This window comes from Rhodococcus triatomae (assembly GCF_014217785.1).
Classification (GTDB): Bacteria; Actinomycetota; Actinomycetes; order Mycobacteriales; family Mycobacteriaceae; genus Rhodococcus_F; species Rhodococcus_F triatomae.
The window spans coordinates 866,244-884,089 of record NZ_CP048814.1; the positions used below are offsets into that span (position 1 = coordinate 866,244).

General features: G+C 69.6%; 13 protein-coding genes. 11 read left to right on the forward strand and 2 right to left on the reverse strand.

Annotation, left to right across the window (positions count from 1 at the left end; genetic code table 11):
* Positions 1-53: 53 nt before the first annotated feature.
* The 6 genes from G4H71_RS04080 (at position 54) to G4H71_RS04105 (ending at position 8,277) form a co-directional block, all read left to right on the forward strand.
* Positions 54-1,463 carry a class II fumarate hydratase gene (locus tag G4H71_RS04080; RefSeq protein ID WP_072737878.1) on the forward strand — a complete coding sequence of 470 codons (1,410 nt, stop codon included), beginning with the start codon at positions 54-56 and terminating at the stop codon, positions 1,461-1,463.
* Entirely contained in the window at positions 1,460-2,728 is a 1,269-nt protein-coding gene (locus G4H71_RS04085; protein ID WP_139183103.1) for a hypothetical protein, read from the forward strand. The genes G4H71_RS04080 and G4H71_RS04085 overlap by 4 nt, the downstream gene beginning before the upstream one ends.
* A 122-nt stretch (positions 2,729-2,850) precedes the next feature.
* Positions 2,851-4,869, forward strand: a complete 2,019-nt coding sequence (locus tag G4H71_RS04090) for a glycosyltransferase family 2 protein (RefSeq protein ID WP_246442578.1) — start codon at positions 2,851-2,853, stop codon at positions 4,867-4,869.
* Positions 4,866-7,145, forward strand: coding sequence for a hypothetical protein (locus tag G4H71_RS04095; protein ID WP_139183104.1), 2,280 nt, complete (start codon positions 4,866-4,868; stop codon positions 7,143-7,145). The genes G4H71_RS04090 and G4H71_RS04095 overlap by 4 nt, the downstream gene beginning before the upstream one ends.
* Positions 7,142-7,339, forward strand: coding sequence for a hypothetical protein (locus tag G4H71_RS04100; protein WP_072737880.1), 198 nt, complete (start codon positions 7,142-7,144; stop codon positions 7,337-7,339). Before G4H71_RS04095 ends, G4H71_RS04100 begins: the two co-directional genes overlap by 4 nt.
* On the forward strand, positions 7,336-8,277 hold the full coding sequence (locus tag G4H71_RS04105; protein ID WP_072737881.1) for a glycoside hydrolase family 16 protein: 942 nt from the start codon (positions 7,336-7,338) through the stop codon (positions 8,275-8,277). Before G4H71_RS04100 ends, G4H71_RS04105 begins: the two co-directional genes overlap by 4 nt.
* Here the strand turns inward: G4H71_RS04105 and G4H71_RS04110 are convergent, their stop codons facing one another.
* Together G4H71_RS04110 and G4H71_RS04115 are read right to left on the reverse strand one after the other, a co-directional pair.
* Positions 8,278-9,573, reverse strand: a complete 1,296-nt coding sequence (locus G4H71_RS04110) for a lipopolysaccharide biosynthesis protein (RefSeq protein WP_083342765.1) — start codon at positions 9,571-9,573, stop codon at positions 8,278-8,280. It abuts the gene before it with no gap.
* Positions 9,570-10,403 carry a glycosyltransferase family 2 protein gene (locus G4H71_RS04115; RefSeq protein WP_072738049.1) on the reverse strand — a complete coding sequence of 278 codons (834 nt, stop codon included), beginning with the start codon at positions 10,401-10,403 and terminating at the stop codon, positions 9,570-9,572. The genes G4H71_RS04110 and G4H71_RS04115 overlap by 4 nt, the downstream gene beginning before the upstream one ends.
* A 244-nt stretch (positions 10,404-10,647) precedes the next feature.
* On the opposite strand from G4H71_RS04115, the gene G4H71_RS04120 reads away from it, so the two are divergent.
* The 5 genes from G4H71_RS04120 to G4H71_RS04140 all read left to right on the forward strand — a co-directional run bounded on the left by G4H71_RS04120 (position 10,648) and on the right by G4H71_RS04140 (position 17,797).
* Complete coding sequence (locus G4H71_RS04120) at positions 10,648-11,850, forward strand: 4-hydroxybenzoate 3-monooxygenase (protein WP_072738050.1); 1,203 nt, start codon at positions 10,648-10,650, stop codon at positions 11,848-11,850.
* Between the two features lie 113 nt (positions 11,851-11,963).
* Positions 11,964-12,845 carry a 2-amino-3,7-dideoxy-D-threo-hept-6-ulosonate synthase gene (locus G4H71_RS04125; protein WP_072737882.1) on the forward strand — a complete coding sequence of 294 codons (882 nt, stop codon included), beginning with the start codon at positions 11,964-11,966 and terminating at the stop codon, positions 12,843-12,845.
* An 83-nt stretch (positions 12,846-12,928) separates the two neighbouring features.
* Entirely contained in the window at positions 12,929-14,113 is a 1,185-nt protein-coding gene (locus G4H71_RS04130; protein WP_072737883.1) for a 3-dehydroquinate synthase II family protein, read from the forward strand.
* Between the two features lie 4 nt (positions 14,114-14,117).
* The gene (locus G4H71_RS04135; RefSeq protein ID WP_072737884.1) at positions 14,118-15,233 is read left to right on the forward strand and encodes an LLM class flavin-dependent oxidoreductase; all 1,116 of its coding nucleotides are present in this window, start codon (positions 14,118-14,120) and stop codon (positions 15,231-15,233) included.
* Positions 15,230-17,797, forward strand: a complete 2,568-nt coding sequence (locus G4H71_RS04140; protein WP_072737885.1) for an alpha/beta fold hydrolase — start codon at positions 15,230-15,232, stop codon at positions 17,795-17,797. Before G4H71_RS04135 ends, G4H71_RS04140 begins: the two co-directional genes overlap by 4 nt.
* Positions 17,798-17,846 lie beyond the last annotated feature (49 nt).

The window sequence follows — 17,846 nt, forward strand, 5'->3', positions numbered from 1 at the left end:
GTCGTGCCTCGACCCTGCTGCCGAAATCGCTCCCGAGTGGCAGGGTTCGAGGTATGACGGACAGCAACGGTGAACAGCAGTACCGGATCGAACACGACACGATGGGCGAGGTCCGCGTGCCGGTGGACGCGCTGTGGCGGGCACAGACCCAGCGCGCCGTGGAGAACTTCCCGATCAGCGGCCGCGGCCTCGAGCGGGCCCAGATCCGGGCCCTGGGGTTACTCAAGGCAGCGTGCGCACAGGTCAACAAGGATCTGGGACTCCTCGACCCGGTGAAGGCGGACGCCATCGTCGCAGCGGCAACGGAGATCGCCGACGGGCTGCACGACGACCAGTTCCCCATCGACGTCTTCCAGACCGGTTCTGGGACGAGTTCGAACATGAACACCAACGAGGTCATCGCGTCGCTGGCCACGCGCGCAGGCGTCCCGGTGCATCCGAACGACGACGTGAACATGTCCCAGTCGTCGAACGACACCTTCCCGACCGCCACCCACGTCGCGGCGACCGAATCCGCGGTGAAGCAGTTGATTCCGGCGATCGACCACCTGCGGCTGGCGCTCGGCGACAAGGCCGAGGAGTGGCGCACGGTGGTCAAGTCCGGCCGCACCCACCTGATGGATGCGGTACCGGTGACGCTCGGGCAGGAGTTCGGCGGCTACGCCCGGCAGATGGAGGCCGCGATGGAACGGGTCATCGCCGTGCTTCCCCGGGTCGGCGAGCTGCCGATCGGGGGGACGGCCGTGGGTACCGGTCTCAACGCCCCCGCCGGTTTCGGACCCGAGGTGGTCACTCGGCTGGTCGAGCTGACCGGGCTCGACGAGCTGACCCCGGCCCGCAACAGCTTCGAGGCACAGGCCGCACGAGACGGTCTGGTCGAGCTGTCCGGAGTCCTGCGCACCATCGCGGTGTCGCTCACCAAGATCGCGAACGACATCCGCTGGATGGGGTCCGGACCGCTCACCGGGCTCGCCGAGCTCCAGCTCCCCGACCTCCAGCCGGGCAGCTCGATCATGCCGGGCAAGGTGAACCCGGTTCTGCCCGAGTCGGTCACGCAGGTGGCCGCACAGATCGTGGGCAACGATGCGGCAGTCGCGTGGGGCGGCGGCGGCGGGGCATTCGAACTGAACGTCTACATCCCGGTGATGGCCCGCAACGTCCTGGAGTCGCTGACCCTCCTGTCGAACGTCTCGCGCCTGTTCGCGGACCGCTGTGTGAAGGGCCTGGTCGCCGACGTCGATCGTCTGCGCACGCTGGCCGAGTCCTCGCCGTCGATCGTCACTCCCCTCAATTCGCTCATCGGATACGAGAAGGCGGCCGAGGTGGCGAAGACGGCGCTGAAGGAGAAGAAGACCATCCGGCAGACGGTCATCGACCTGGGGCTGATCGGCCCGGACCTCACCATCGAGGAACTCGACAGGCGGCTGGACGTCCTGGCGATGGCCGCCGTCGACCAGGCGTGAGCGGGAATCCCTCCGCACCGTCGCTGCGCCCCCGGACCCGGGGGCGCAGCGTTCGGGTGTCCCCGCTCGACGTGATGCACGCCGGTGCCAGGGTGCGGTCGGTGATCGGCCCGGTCGATCCCGTCGATCCGGCGGCCGCCGCGGGACGGGTGGCGGACCTGGCCGCCCTCGGTCCTCGCACCCGAGTCGGCTTGGCACCCGACAGGACCACCACCCGGTGGACGTTCGACCCGGGCGCTCCCGGCGTCGAGTTCGAGACGGTCCCGGAGCCCGCGACGGCAGCGGAGCTTCTCGCGAGCCTCGTCGACTCCCCGTCGGGCGCACCGATCCGCGTCGTCTCGGCCGGGCGCTTCCTGGCGACCGAGCACGACCACGGGCTCGGCGAGGTGGAGTTCGCCCTCGCGCTGCACGAGACGATCCTCGGGGTCGGGGCGCCCCGCCCCGGCACCCGCCTCCGTCCACCGGTCGCCGCCACCGCGTTCGGGGTGTTCGCCCGGCACCCGCGACGGGCGGCCGCGCTGCTGGCCGGACGAGGTGCCCCGGAATCCGCCGGAGCGGAGCCCGAGGCCAGGGGTGTTCCCGCCGGAACAGGGGCCGTCGGACCGCAGGTCGCCTGGTCACCGAAGCCGGACGTGTTCACCGTCGTCATGCCGGCCGACGTGGTGACTGCGCTGCGGGCTCGGCGTGATCGGGACGAGCCGGGCACCTCGCTGTTCGCGCATCTCACCGCGGCGACGTACCGGATGCTCGCGGGCACCCTCGACGTCCACCCCACGGTGACGATTCCGTTCGACTGCCGCCGCTACCTGCGCCACGAGGCGAATCTGTGGGGCAACTTCGTCGCGGGCCTGCAGTTCGAGGTCCCGCGGGACGTGTCCGCCCGCCGGTTGCACGGCCTGATCGGCGGGGCGGCGGCGAGCGGCCGGCCGGTGGCCAACGTGCTGCTCGGTTCCGGGAAAGCCCGGCTCGCCCTCGCCCGCGGCGGTGTCCCGCCCGCCCCCTGCACCGTGCCTACGCGCCCGCGAGCTCGGTTGCTGTTCTCGCACATGGGAGTGGTACCTCGCACGGACCGTGGCGACACCGGACTGGAGCCGGCCGACTACCTGGCGCACAGCGACCCGGGCGGTCCCGAGGGTGTCACCGTCAGCTCGACGTCCGTGGCGGGATGCCTGCAGACGACGGTCTCGTTCCACGGGAACGTCTTCTCGCGCGAGGTGATGGAGGCGGCCTTCGGCCGGTTCTACGCGAACCCGCTGGGAGAGTGACCGACCTGACTGGGGAAGACAGGCCCACGTCGGTTAGCATAGGCGAGCCTTAGTATAGGCAAGCCTTTCCTACCCCTGGGTTGAGGCCATGCCGCTCCCACCTCGGAACGCCGGAGTTCGTCTTGACCTCGAAGCGCACCATCGATCAGTTCGGCACCGGCGAGAGCGGGCACGCCCTCGCCGTGATCGTCTGTTGTTACACCGTGGACCGTCTGCCCACGCTCACCCGTGGCCTCGACGCCGTTCGCGCCCAGCAGGGAGAACACGACGAACTGATCGTCGTCGTCGACCACAACGAGCAACTGCTCGAGCAGCTTCGTTCGGCACTGCCGGACGATGTCGCCGTCGTCCCCAACTCGCACACGCGCGGCCTGTCCGGTGCACGCAACAGCGGTGCGGACCGGGCGAGCGCCGGCATCCTCGTGTTCCTCGACGACGACGCGGTGATCCGGCCCGGGTCCCTCGAGGCGGTCCGCGCCGCATTCGGCGTGCCGACCACGGTCGCTGTCGGAGGCGCCGTCCACGCGCACTGGGAGTCGGGCCGGTCCCCGTCCTGGTTCCCGGACGAGTTCGGCTGGGTCGTCGGCTGCGACTACCGCGGCATGGCCGCGGACGGAGCGGTCATCCGCAATCCCATCGGCGCGGCCATGGCCGTCCGGCGGGACGCGCTCACCGCGATCGGCGGCTTCTCCGACCGACTCGGCCGGGTAGGCACCCTGCCTGCAGGGTGCGAGGAAACACTGATGGGCATCGCGCTGACGTCGCGGTACCCGGACTCGGCGATCGTCCGCATCACCGGATTCGCCGTGGATCACGAGGTTCCGGCCGGCCGCGGCACCCTGCGTTATTTCCTGTCCCGCTGCCGCCACGAGGGCCGGTCGAAAGCCGTTCTGGCATCGATGGTCGGTCCCGGCGCCGGGTTGTCCGCCGAACGCAGCTACGTGCTGCGCACCCTGTCCACCGGCATCCTGCGCTACCTCCGCCAATTCGCCACCACCCGGCCCGACGGCCGGATCGCTCCCGTCACCCGCATCGTCGCGATGATGCTCGGGCTCCTGGTCACTGCCGCGGGGACCGCCGCCGGAGCGGTGGCGGCACGGAAGTCGAACGCCGCGGCCTTCGAACCCGCCGCCGATCCGCTCCGTCCCGAAGAGCTCGTCTCCGTCGTCGTCCCGACGGTGGGACGCGCCTCGCTCGCGGACACGGTCCGCGCGGTGCTCGAGCAGAAGCACCGGGAGATCGAACTCCTCGTCGTCGACAACCGGCCGTCGAGCGGAGCCGTCGCGGAGTTGATGTCCCAGTTCACCGACCCGCGGATACGCGTGCTCGCGCAGCCGGTCCCCGGGGTGTCCGCGGCCCGCAATCTCGGCGCCGATCGAGCGTCGGGCCGGATCGTCGCGTTCACCGACGACGACGCGGTCCCGGATCCGCTGTGGATCACGACCGTCCTCGACACCCTCCGGCTGGACGGGAAGGGACGCGTCGGAGCCGTCACGGGGCGGGTCCTCGGCACCGACTCCGCGACCCCCGAACAGGCCTGGTTCGAGGAGGCAGGCGTGTTCGACAAGGGTGAGCAGCCCACGGTGTGGGCGATGGAAGAGTTCGAGGCCGACAGTGCGCTGGGGACGTTCGGCGCGCACGGCCCGTTCTTCCCGTACACGGCCGGCGAGTGCGGCACCGGGAACAACATGGCGTTCCGCATCGAGGCGTTGCGGTCGGTGCACGGATTCGACGAGCGGCTCGGCACCGGCACACCGACCCACGGCGGTGAGGACCTGGACATCTACCGCTCGGCACTGCTGCACGGCTGGGCCATCGCCTACGCGCCCGGCGCGATCGTGCGGCACTATCACCGCGACAATCTCGCGGATCTGCGGGTGCAGAGCTACGGATACGGCACGGGGATGGCCGCGTCGCTCACCAAACTCCTGTTCTCCGGACAGGTTCCACCGTGGACGATCCTCGGACGGATCCCGCGCGGACTGCACATGCTGTTGTCGCCCCATTCGACCAAGAACGAGAACATTCCCGCCGAGTGGCCCACCCACCTGCGTCTGCTCGAGGTGTGGGGATACCTGATCGGCCCCGCCCTGTACCTGCGCAGTCACCTCACGGTCGACCGGACCGGACTGCTCTCATGAGTGTCGGCACCGATCCCGAGACGGTGCCGATCCCGGTGCCGGACCGGGAATCTCGACCTGCCGACCGGACACCGCGTTTCGGGTGGCCGCTCCGGCCGACCCTGGCCGCCGCGGCCGCGGTGGCGCTCGCGGTGCTGCTCCTGGACCTGTTGGTCGCGGCGGACGCGCACACCGGGATCCCCGAGCCGATCCGGGTCGCCGTCGTCCTCGCGGGAGCGCTGCTCCTGCCCGGGGCGCCGATCGTCGCCGCACTGCGCATCCCCGGTCGCGCCGTCGGTGCCGGCCTCGTGATCGCCCTGTCGCTCGCCGCGACGATCCTCGCGGCACAGTTCACGATCGTGCCGGAGTGGTGGCATCCGCTGCGCACACAGGCGATCCTCGCGGTTTCCTCGCTCGTGTTGTGTGTGCTGTTGTGGCGCAGGCACTCTCCGGCCGATGTCACCTCCGCCGCGTTCGACGTGCGGGCCCTGGTCCCGTCCCGCGCACGCGCGGTGTCGCTGGCAACCCTCACGGCGGCGCTCGCGCTGTTCGTGGTCGCGGCACGCTCCCTCGACTTCACCGCGGCCCGGGAATTCGGCATCGTCACCGAGATCGGTGCCGCCTACGTCGCCGGCCTCGCCCTCGTGAGCGTCACGATCGTCGTCGCACTGAGCAGCCGGGTCGTGGACCGGGTCGTGATGACCGCGTCGGTCCTCGTCCTGGTGACCTTCACGACGCTGCTGGTGTCCGCGTCCTCGGGCGAGACCTCGGTCCCCACCGCGTTCGTGCACCGTGGCTTCATCTCCGCGCTGGTCGAGTCCGGGATGCTCCCGCCCGCCATCGACGCACGTTTCAGCTGGGCCGGGTTCTTCTCCGGCTCCGCCCATCTCGTCTCCGCCGCGGGGCTTCCGGACGCCCACGCGTTCATGACGTACGCGCCGCTGTTCTTCAACGCGTTGATGATCTTCCCGCTCTACGCGATCGCCCTCGTCATCACCGGCCGAGTACGTCTGGCGTGGTTGTCCGTCGTGCTCTACCAGCTGTTCAACTGGTACCAGCAGGACTACTTCGCACCACAGGCCGTCGCCCTGTTCTTCTATTCGACGATCGTCGCCACCCTGCTGTGGCAGCTGCGCTCCGCACCCCTTCCCTCCGTCGGCACCGGGCTGAAGGCGACGATCCTGCGTTCGCCCCGCCGCACCCCCGGGCTGGTCCCCGGATTCGGGAAGGGCCGGACCCTGGCCGTCGGTGCCGTCCTTCTCGTGATCGTCTTCGCGAACACCGTGACACACCAGATCACCCCGATGCTCGTCGTCATCGCACTCGCCGTCTTCTCCTACTTCGGCGCGACCCGGTACCGCACGATGTGGCTCGCCGCCGGACTCGTCTTCGCCGCCTGGTTCAGCTACGGCGCCACCGACTACTGGATGGGTCATCTCCAGTCGATCTTCGACGAGATCGGGCAGATCGGGAACTCGGTCGGGCGAGGCGTGAGCGACCGCATCACGGGCGATCCCACGTACCAGCAGATGCAGTACCTACGGATGGGCGCCTCGGGTGTGTTCGCCCTCGTGGCGTTCGCGGGCTGGCTGCTGTCGCGAGGTCGCCGGACCTGGCTGGTTGCCGGGTTCGTGTGCGCGGCACCGTTTTCCCTCGTCGTGCTGCAGAGCTACGGCGGCGAGATGATCATCCGCTGCTTCGTCCTGGCTTCCCCCGTCCTGGCTCCGTTCGCGGCGATCGCTCTGGCCGCTGCGGCACATCGCGTTCGTCGCCTGGCCGGTTCGTCCTCGCAGCGTCGACGCCGGTCCGGGCCCTCCCGCTACGCGCGGACGGCGGCACTGTCCCTCGCCCTGCTGGCCGTCGCCATGCTGCTCACCGTCAATCGCGGGCTGAACACCGCATTCGAAGCCTCGACCGGCGAGCAGGTGAGCGTCTCGGACCAGTTCGTGGCCGAGGTGCCCCCCGGAAGCTCGATCATGTCGTGGTCCCACGCCCCGCACACCGTCGGCGTCCGCAGGCTCCTCGACCCGAGCCCACCGCGCATGTTCTTCATCGACAGCTACCCGTGCCTGGGCAACCTCACCAACTGCGCACTGGACCGGGAACCGTCGTACATCTACATCACCGCGCAAGGCATCGGGATGCTCCGCTATCAGTACGGCCAGTCCGAGCAGGGACTCACCGAGCACCTCGACGCGATCACGGCGAGCGGCCGGTACCTGCCGATGTACGAGGGGTCGACCGTACTGATCCTGCGCCGCTTCGACTCCCCTTCCCTCCGGATCGAGGAATCATGACACTCGCCGTATTCTTCCTGTTGCTCGCCGGCGCCCTCGTGGTGGCAGGTGTCGCGCTGCGCGAGCGCGAGGTCCCCGCGGAAGGGGTGATCGGCCGGGGACGTCGTGCCCATCTGGTCGCCGGGGCCCTCGCCGTCTCGGTGACGATCGGCGCGGTCCTCACCCTCGATCGTCTGATCACCCTCGCCGGATGACGGCCACCGTCCCCCGGCGCGGCTCACGAGCCGCCGCCGCGATCGCAGCGGCCACCACCGGGGTCGTCGTGGCCTCGTCGTGCAGTTCCACCGTGACCGGCTACGACACGATGCCGCCGTACGCGAATCCTTGCGCGGCCGAGGAACCGCCGAGTGGGGTCGCGGTTCCGGCAGGCAACCTGCCCGGATGGCGCCAGATCTTCGTCGACGAGTTCGACCGCTGTGAACTCGGGGGCACGTGGAGCACGTACAGCGGCAACCCCGGCGGCAACCCCCATTCCCTGTGGGACGGATCGATGGTCGAGACCGGCGACGGTACGCTCGCGCTGCGCGCACGCCGGGACGAGGCCGGCGACTGGATCACGGGTGGGGTCTCGAACTATCCCGTCACCCAGCTCTACGGACGCTGGGAGATCCGGATGCGAGCGGATCACAGCGACGACATCTCGTATCACATGCTGCTGTGGCCCCAGAACGAACAGTGGCCGCCGGAGATCGATTTCGCGGAGAGTGTGAGCGGCGACCGATCCGAGATGGACGCCTTCCTGCACTGGGTCGGTGCGGACGGCGAGAACGACAAGGCCAGTGCCGCCGTGAACGGCGACTTCTCGGACTGGCACACCGTCGGGGTCGAGTGGCTACCGGGATTGGTGCGGTACCTGCTGGACGGTCGGGTGTGGGCGGAGGTCCGCAGCGCCCACATGGTTCCCACCGTCCCGATGTGGCTGGGAATGCAGGCGGAAGCCGGTGCCTGCGAACGACGACTCGACTGGGGCCTGACTCCGTGTGACGAGGACCCGCAGGACCGTCCGGACACCGCGACCGTCGAGATCGACTGGGTCACCGTCTATGCCCCGGACGAAGCCGAGATCGAGCGGATGACCCGGAACGGGGAATTCGACCGAACCGAGTCCGCCGTCCGGATCACCGACGACTGATCACTCCGCAGCGGACCGCATCCGGGAGACGGCACGCGCGAGCGGCACCGCGAGGATCACCGCCGAGGCGCCCTCCGCGGCGATGTAGGCCCACCCCATCGCCGCGATTCCCCGCTCCGAGATCAGCGCCGTGCTCAGCCCGAGGATGACCGCCGCATTGACGATCTGGACGGCGACGGCCAGCCGCATCCGGCGGGTCACCCGGGCGATGGCGTTGTACAGGGTGGGAACGACGACCAGCGGCAGGGCCACGGCGACCAGCCGCAACAGAGGCACCCCGGCCTCCCCATAGCGAGGGTCGAGGAATCCCAGTATCCAGGGCCCGACCACCGCGAAGAGCACCACACCTCCGGCACACACCGCACCGATCACGGCCGCGAACCGCAGGGTCAGCGAGTAGGTTCGCGTCGGGTCGGCAGCGGCGGCCGCGACGAACGGCCCGGTGAGCATCGTCATCAGGACCAGTACCGCGCTGACGAGGGACCAGGCGATCGCGAAGTGCGCGTTGGCATCCGCACCGAGGATGGCGATGACCACGAGAGGAAGCACCAGCGGCGCGAGTGCGCTCACCACGTAGATCCCGTAGGCGCTGACGAGGAACTCGGCGATCTCGCGCCGCGGCGGGAGGGAGGGCTCGACGTCCCGGTAGGCCAGGGAGCCGACCCGGCGCCACATCAGCCGACCCAGCACGATCGCCCCGATCGCCGCCGGTACCGCCCAGGTCCAGACGATGGCCAGCCGCGAGGCGGTGAACGCGAACGCCAGGGCGAGAACGAGTTTCACGAGAGCGTGGGTGACGTTCTTTCCTGCCGCCCAGCCGGCCTCGCGCAGACCCACCGCCGTGTGGTCCCCGAGAGCGAACACCGAGAACACCGCGACGACCAGGGGGAAGGTCACCATTTCCCAGGTGTGCGTGAACATCTCGCCGGTGGGGCCGACGACCAGGAACACGCATCCCAGGAGCGTGCCGACGCCGGCTCCGGTCGCCGTTCCCCGCAGGATCATCGATCGCGCGGTGCGGCCCGCCTCGGGCAGGAAACGCTCGAACACCGCGCCGAAGCTGAGGTTCCCGAACGCGGAGAGCATGGTGGCGGTGGTGATCACCGCCGCCGCCGCCCCCACTTCCGCGGCCGGGTAGACCTTCGCGACGGCAACCCAGTAGACGAGCCCCACTCCGCCCGTGACCAGGGCGGAGAGGGTGAGCGCGAGGCTGTTGCGCCCCAGACTGCGCCCTGGGGGAGCCGCGTCGTCCGGCCTGCCCACCGGCGTGGTGGCGAGCTCGGACGCGGTGCTCACGCAGTCAGTTCGCTGACGTCCGCAGCAGCGGAAGCCTTGCGGATGTCCTGGGTGTCCCGCCAGTGACGCCACTCCGAGATGATGGTGCGCAGCACCCGCATCCCGTCGCTGTAGGCGTTGAGGTTGCTGCGTCCGTGCAGGCGTGGCCCCTCGAAGGAACCGACTTCCACGATCCGGAGGCCACTGGTGGCCAACCGGACATTGATGACGGTCTCGATCTCGAACCCGTCGCCCCACTGCGCCCGGGTGTACTCCGTCGGAGCCAGCTCGATGAGCGGGACGTGCTTGCGCCAGAAGGCGTTGTAGCCGTAGCAGAGGTCGGAGAACTTCGTCCGGAAGACGACGTTGACCAGACCGTTGAGACCCTTGTTGCCGACATTGCGCAGCAGCGTGATGTCCGAGCTGCCACCGGGCGCGACGAACCTGCTGCCCTTGGCCAAGTCGGCGCCCGCGACGAGCGCCTCGACGAAGCGAGGGATCTCGGCGGGATCGGTCGAACCGTCGGCGTCGATCATCACGATGATGTCGCCCGTCGCCGCGGCGAATCCGCAGGCGAGTGCGTTCCCCTTGCCGCTTCGGGTCTGGGTGATGAAGGTGGCGTCCGGCCAGAGCTCGCGGGCGACCGTGACGGTGTCGTCGACCGAGTTTCCGTCGACGAAGACGATCTGGTCGATACCGCCCGGCATCCGGGAGGCGACGAACGGCAGATTCTTTGCCTCGTTCATCGCGGGGATGATCACCGACACCGTGGGACGGGACGACGCCTCACCGGCATCGGGGGTCGGTGTGGGAACTCCGGGTTCACCGACGTCGGCGCCCGGGGAGTCGATCGGTGTTGTCACGGCGGTGTCTCCATCGAGAGTTCAGGCGAGGCCACGACACCACACCAGCGGGTGTGCATCTCGAAAGTGGGGGTATGGCCTGCAATTCGAGCGAACTGCATGGCATACAGTAAGAGGTAGGCAAGCCTAAACAAAGTCGTAGGTGCCGCCGAGTGACCACTGTCACATGGGCTCGACCTGCCGGAACCTTCCGGACCGGGCCTCCCGTCCACTCTCACCGGAGGATCACCGCGTGCGTCCACACGTCGTCGTCATCGGCGCCGGCCCGGCCGGTCTCGTTCTCGCCCGACTACTCGAACTGCAGGGCATCACCTCGGTCGTTCTCGAGGCCCGGGACCGCGAGTACATCGAGAACCGCACCCGCGCAGGCATCCTCGAACAGCCCACCGTCGACCTCCTGCGCGACATCGGTTCGGCCGAGCGACTCGACCGCGAGGGAATGACCCACGACGGCTTCTACCTGCGCTTCGACCGCGCGACCCATCACCTGGACTTCCACGCCCTCACCGGTGGACACGCCACCGTGTACGGCCAGCAGGAACTGGTCAAGGATCTCGTCGCCCAGCGCCTGGCCGGCGGTGGTCCGCTCGTGTTCGGCGCCCGGGTGACCGACGTCGACCTGTCCGCCGATCACGCGCGCGTCGTCTACGAGAAGGACGGCGTGCAGACCGAGGTGGACGCCGATTTCGTTGCCGGCTGCGACGGCTTCCACGGGGTGAGCCGGCACGCGATACCGGCGGCGCTGCGCCGGGAACACACGCGCGCCTACCCGTTCTCCTGGCTCGGCATCCTCGCCCACAGCACCCCGGCGACACCGGAGGGAATGTATTGCGCCCACGAGCGAGGGCTGTCCGTACACAGCATGCGGGGCCCCCGGATCACGCGCCAATACCTGCAGGTCCCGGCCGACACCGCACTGACGGAGTGGCCGGACGAGCGGATCTGGGACGAACTGTCCACGCGCAGCGCCGCCGACGACGCACCCGCGCTCGACCGGGGCGAGATCTTCGACCGGTCACTCGCCCCGCTGCGGAGCTTCGTGTGCGAGACGATGCAGTACCGACGCCTGTTCCTGCTGGGGGATGCCGCGCACATCGTGCCGCCGACCGGAGCCAAGGGTCTCAATCTCGCGGTGTCGGATGCGTCCACGCTCGCGTACGCGCTGGGCGCCCACCATGCGACGGGCTCCCGCACGGAAATCGAGGCGTACTCGGCTACCTGCCTGCCCAGGATCTGGCAGGCGCAACTGTTCTCGGCGACGCTCACCGCGACGCTGCACGCCGACCCGACCGACCCGATCGAGACGGGACTGCGCTTCGCGCGGCTACGCCGCTGGACCGAATCCGAGGCCGAGCGGCGCGCGCTCGGCGAGGTCTACCTGGGGCTCCCGTTCCCCACCCCGTGGAAATACCCCGAGGCCAGCGGTGTGGCGTAGATCTCGCACCCCCGACTGCCGGTCGGTAACAAATGTGTGTAGCCTACCCTAATCTGCCGGAGTTTCCTCCGGAGTCGTCGGGTCATACGGAGTTGACCGATTGGAGTCCTAGGATGCTGACGTTGCCTGCACGCGCGCACCGGCATACCCCGAGCGGCAAGCGAATCCGGCTGTCCCGGATCTCGGACCACCGGACCGGTCGCACCCTCGTCGTCCCGCTGGACCACTCGGTCACCGTCGGCCCGCTGGGCAGCGCCGACCACGCCGACACCTTGATCCGGACCCTGGCCGACGCCGGTGCCGACGCCGTCGTCCTGCATCGCGGCCGCGCCAGGCACGTCGATCCCGACGCCTTCGCGAACATGGGGCTGATCGTGCACCTGTCCGCGGGAACCACCATGAGCATCGACACCCACGCCAAGACCCTGGTCGCCGGGGTGGAAGACGCGCTCCGGATGGGCGCGGACGCGGTGAGTGTCCACGTCAACATCGGTTCGGCCACCGAACGGGTTCAGCTCGAGGACTTCGGACGGATCTCGGCGGAGTGCGAGACGCTCGGCGTCCCCCTGCTTGCGATGATGTATGCCCGCGGAGCGGGACGCAGCGGTATGCCCACCGCGGCCGAGCTCGCCCACCTCGCGTCGATCGCGACCGATCTGGGTGCCGACATGGTCAAACTCGACTACAGCGGATCCAGCGAGACGATGCGGGCGGTGGCGGCGAGCTGCCCGCTGCCGATCTGCGTCGCGGGCGGTGACCGTGCGGGCGACGACCAGGACGTCGTCGCGCTCGCCGCCGAGATCATGGATTCGGGAGTTGCGGGCCTGAGCTTCGGACGCAACATCTTCGAGGCCACCCACCCGCACGGAGTCGCCTCCGCGCTGGCACACCTGGTCCACGACCGCGGGTCTGCCGGGAATCGCACCGGCACAGGCACTCACAATGCGGTGATCGGCGAGCGAATCGACGTCGCCGCCCAGCTCGAGACCGCCTGAGACTCGACACCGCCCGAAACCCGCCCGCCGCACGCGGGTGTCATCCCAGATCGAAGACCGCTATGAAGGGAATACGTCCCACGATGGACAGCACAATCGTCACCGACCAGATCGTCCCGTTGGCCGGTGCCGGAACCGACCTGCGCCGCACCCCGGTGAGCCGGGAAGGCCACTTCGGCTGGCTCGACGTCCGGGCGCTGGACGAGGCCCTCCTCCCCGCCGTCGTCCAGGCGGCCCTGCACCATCGCATCGACGGACTGGTCGCCGACGACCCCCGGGTGTTCGACGGCCTGCCGCCGACCATCCGGCGGATCCTCCTGGTGGATGCCCCGGCCGTCGACGACTTCCCTTACGAGGACGCCGATCTCGTCGTGGTCGCCGACCGCGCGGACGCCCGGTCCCCCCACATCGGCCACACACCGGATCGCGGCGTCCACGTCGTCGTCTCCGATGCCGCGAGCCTGCAGGAAGCCTGCGAGGTCGTCCGCGAAGTGCCGTGGACGTTGCTCACCTTCACCGATCCGACGAAGATCCCACTCGAGATCGTGATCGCCGCCGCCGAGAACTCCGGCGGCCGCACCGTCACCACGGTCACCGACGTCGAGGACGCCGAGATCGTCAAGCTCGTCCTCGAGCACGGCTCCGACGGACTGCTGCTCGCGCCGCGCTCGGCCGACGACGTCGCCCGGCTCGCGAACATCGTCGAACACCAGCCCGAGCACATGGAACTGTCGGTCCTGGTCGTGGACAAGATCGAGCACATCGGGATGGGCGATCGCGCGTGTATCGACACCTGCTCGCTGCTGGAGAAGGACGAGGGATGCCTCATCGGCTCGTTCTCGACCGGCATGTTCCTGTCCTGCAGCGAAACCCATCCGCTGCCCTACATGCCGACGCGGCCCTTCCGCTGGAACGCCGGCGCGGTGCACTCGTACGTGCTCGGCCCGGAGAACCGCACCCGCTACGTCAGCGAGCTGCAGGCCGGCTTCCCGATCCTCGCCGTCCGTTCCGACGGCAGCGTGCGCGAGGTACGCATCGGCCGGGTGAAGATCGAGAAGCGTCCACTGCTGTCGATCACCGCGACCGCACCGAACGGCAAGACCGTCAACGTCATCACCCAGGACGACTGGCACGTGCGCCTGCTCGGCCCGGGTGGGTCGGTGAACAACGTCACCGAGTTGTCCGCGGGCGACGAGCTGCTCGGCTACGTCCCGAGCGAGGCACGCCACGTCGGATTGCCGATCACCGAGTTCTGCGACGAACGGTAGCTCCGTGGATCATCCGGACATCCTCTGGTACATCGGCGCGAACGACGGTGCGGTGCCGTGGGATCCGCGGCACCGCGACACGCCGTCGTTCGAGGCGCTGCGCCACCAGGCCCGCACCCTCGACCGGCTCGGGTTCTTCGGTGCCCTGACCACGGCACGCGAGGCCGTCGCACTGGTGGGCGACACCGAGCGGCTGCGTTTCGTGGTGCCGGAGTACCCGGGCGTCAAGCCGCCGGCACTGATGGCGGAGCAGGCGCAGGTGTTCGATCACTACTCGGGCGGCCGGTTGATCTTCAACCAGGTCAACGGAGCGGATCCGGTGCTGGCGCGGTACGGCCTGTTCCACCCGAAGGACGAACGCTATGCGCGTTCGGTGGAGTACTGGACGCAGGTGCGCAAGCTCTACCTGGACGAGGCCGACGCGTTCACCGGCGACCACTTCGAGTACGGACCGCGGTACAAGCCCGAGATCCCCGGTCCCCGCCAACCCGGCGGGGTACCGATCTGGGGTACCGGGGCGTCACCGGCCGGAATCGACCACGCCGCCGAGGTTCTCGATGCGTACCTGACGTTCATGGGCCCGGTCGACGAGATGTCCACCCTGTTCACCAAGGTCCGCAAGGCGGCAGCCGAGACCGGTCGCAGCATGCGCTTCGGCGTGCTGGCCTCGGTGATCGTGCGGGAGACCGAGGACGAGGCGTGGGAGCGGTTCGAGTGGCAACTCGCGAACACCTCACCGGAGTCGGTTCTCGCCACCGCGGACCGCAATCTCGTGAGCTTCGGGTTCGACCCGCTCGAGGCCCTCACCTCACCGGACGCTCAGGTCCGGGCACGGATCGAGGCGTTGCGCTCCGGACGCCTGCCGACCCGCGCGGATCTCGAGTTCGCCCCGAACATGGCGGCCGGCCTCACCACCTGGACGGCGGCCGAGCCGCCGTTCGACGTGGCCGGCAAGGGCACCGGAACCTACCTGGTGGGCAGCGCCGACAACGTCGCCGCTCGCATGCAGGAGATGCAGGACGCCCTCGGAATCGACATCTGGATCCTGTCCGGATGGCCGCTCGCCGCAGAGGCGGAGAACACCGCGCGTCTGCTCTTCCCCCGCCTGGGAGTTCGGTGAACCAGGACCCGACGGTGCGGCGGGACGTGGCGGTCCCGTGGAGTTCGATTCGAGAACGCTTCGGCGAGATCGTCGCCGACCACGGCGTCCGTCCGGCCGTGGTGTGCGGGAACGAGACGATCACCTACCGGGACCTGCACGCGCGCGCCACCGGCACCGCCCGTTCGCTGGTCTCCGACGACGACCGGCGCCCGGTGGCACTCGACACCGAGAGCAGCCTCGACTGTGTCGTCGCGATCGTGTCCGTCCTGCTGTCCGGTCGCCCGCTGGTGTTGCTCGACTCCCAGCTCCCCGAGGAGCGCCGGGCGGCGATCGTGCGTGGGGCCGACGCACTCCGGCTGTCCCCGAAGACCTTCCCGACCCCGACGTCCACGGGCACACTGCCGCCGGTCGCGCACTCGGACTGCGCCGTTCTGCTGTTCACGTCCGGCTCCACCGGACAACCGAAATCGGTGATCCAAGGACAGCGTCTGTGGCTCAACCAGGCAGTGGACTTCCACCGCACCCTGGGCATCGGCCCCGGTGACCGCATCGGGATGGCGCTGCCGCTCAGCTTCGGTGGCGGGATGGACGTGGTCGTGCACGCCCTGCTCAACGGAGCCACCCTCGACGTCCTCGACCCGCGTGAGCGGGGCATCGACGCGGTGCCTGCCTGGATCGCCGGCCACCGTCCGACGACACTGCACGCCACCCCGTCACTGCTCCGCCGGATCGTGGCCGCCTGCACCGAGCCCGCGCCGGAGCTGCGGTTGGTCACGACGTGCGGGGAAGCGATCCACGGCCGCGACGTCCGGTCCATGCGGACCGTTCTCGGTGACCACATCGGCTTCTGCAACCTGTCCGGCTCGTCCGAGACGGGCAATCTCGCGTTCCACGAACTTCCGGCCGGCGCGGCCGTGCCGGACCGCGTCCTTCCCGCCGGCCACCCGGCCACCAACAAGACGGTGCTCCTGCTCGACGCGGACGGTGAGCCGGTGCCCGCGGGCGTGATCGGCGAGATCGTCCTCGAATCCCGTTATCTCGCCGAGGGATACCGCAGTGGTGATGCCGGCCGATTCACCGATCTGGGCAACGGCGTCCGCCGCTACCGGACGGGCGACCTGGCCCGACGGGACGACGACGGCACGCTGCACCTGATCGGCCGGGCCGACGACGCGGTGAAGATCCGGGGATACCTGGTCGAGGTCGCCGAGATCGAGACCGCGGTGCTCCGGCACCCGGGCGTCGCCGAATGTGCCGTGCTCGCAGACAAGCGGGACCACCGGGAGCACCTGGCCGTGTTCTACGCGCCGGCGCCACACTCCCCCGCCCCGGCTGCATCGGAGGTGCGGACGCACCTGGCCCGGCTCCTGCCCTCGTGGATGATGCCCACCCACCTCGTCGTCACCACCGCCCTTCCCCGGACCGAACGCGGGAAGATCGACCGGTCCCGGCTCGTGATCCCGGACGTCCCCCGTGACCTGGCACCGGCGCGCACGTCGGTGGAGGGCGTGGTGGCCGCGCAGTGGGCGCAGGCACTGGGGCTGGACACCGTCGGGCGCCACGAGGACCCGTTCGCACTGGGTGCGGATTCGCTCGCCCTCCAGCGGGTCCTCGCCGCCCTGGCGGACCGTTACGGCAGCAGGATTTCCGTGGGCCGGGCACTTGCCGACCCCACACCCGCCGGGATCGCAACGCAGATAGGCGCATCCCGGCGACGCGGTGCGCTCCCCGCGACGGCACTCCTGCGCGGCGGCCTTCCGCCGACGGCACTCCTGCGCGGCGGCCTTCCGCCGACGGCACTCCTGCGCGGCGGCCTTCCGCCGACGGCCGTTCTCCTCGATCGGGGCGAGCAACCGTTGTGGTGCTTCTGCGGAGCGGGCGGAAACACGTCGTCGTTCGTATCGCTGGCCCGTGAGGTCGCCGGTGACTACACCACGTACGCACTACAGCAGCAGGGGCTGGAGAATCGGGCACTCCCCGATTTCGCCGTGGCCGCGATGGTCCGGCGCCATCTGGTCACCATTCGCGCGCAGCAGCCGCACGGTCCGTACCGGCTCGTCGGGCACTCGCTCGGCGGGTTGCTGGCGCTCGAGACCGCGCGGGTCCTGGTCGGCAGCGGCGAGCGGGTGCAGTCGCTGACGATTCTGGACACGCTGCTGCCGGGGGCGATCGTGGCCGCGCGCACGCCGATGACGGCGGACGATCTGCGGGAACGTCTCGTCGCCACCGACGAGCACCGCGCGGTCCCCCCGCTGGCCACCAGACTGCGCACGCACTGGCAGGTCTACACCGCGGGCCTGCTGCAACGGGATCCGCTGCTGCAGGAGAAGGTGTTCTGGGAGTTGGGATTGCGGGTCGGGAACCGGCATCACGCTCGTCCCTGGCGCGGAGACGCCACGGTCTATCTCACCGCCGACAACTCCGACGACCCCGCCTGGTGGTCCGCACTGGTGACCGGGAACCTCGAGACCGTCCGGGTGCCCGGGGACCATCTGTCGGTGCTCCGTGCACCGGTCGTGACGGACGTGGCCGCGCGAATCCGCGCTCGCGAGAATGTCACGACGAATCCGCGGACCTTCTGACTACCTCGCCCTCGAAGGTTCGACAGCACGGGACGCAGAACGTCCGCGG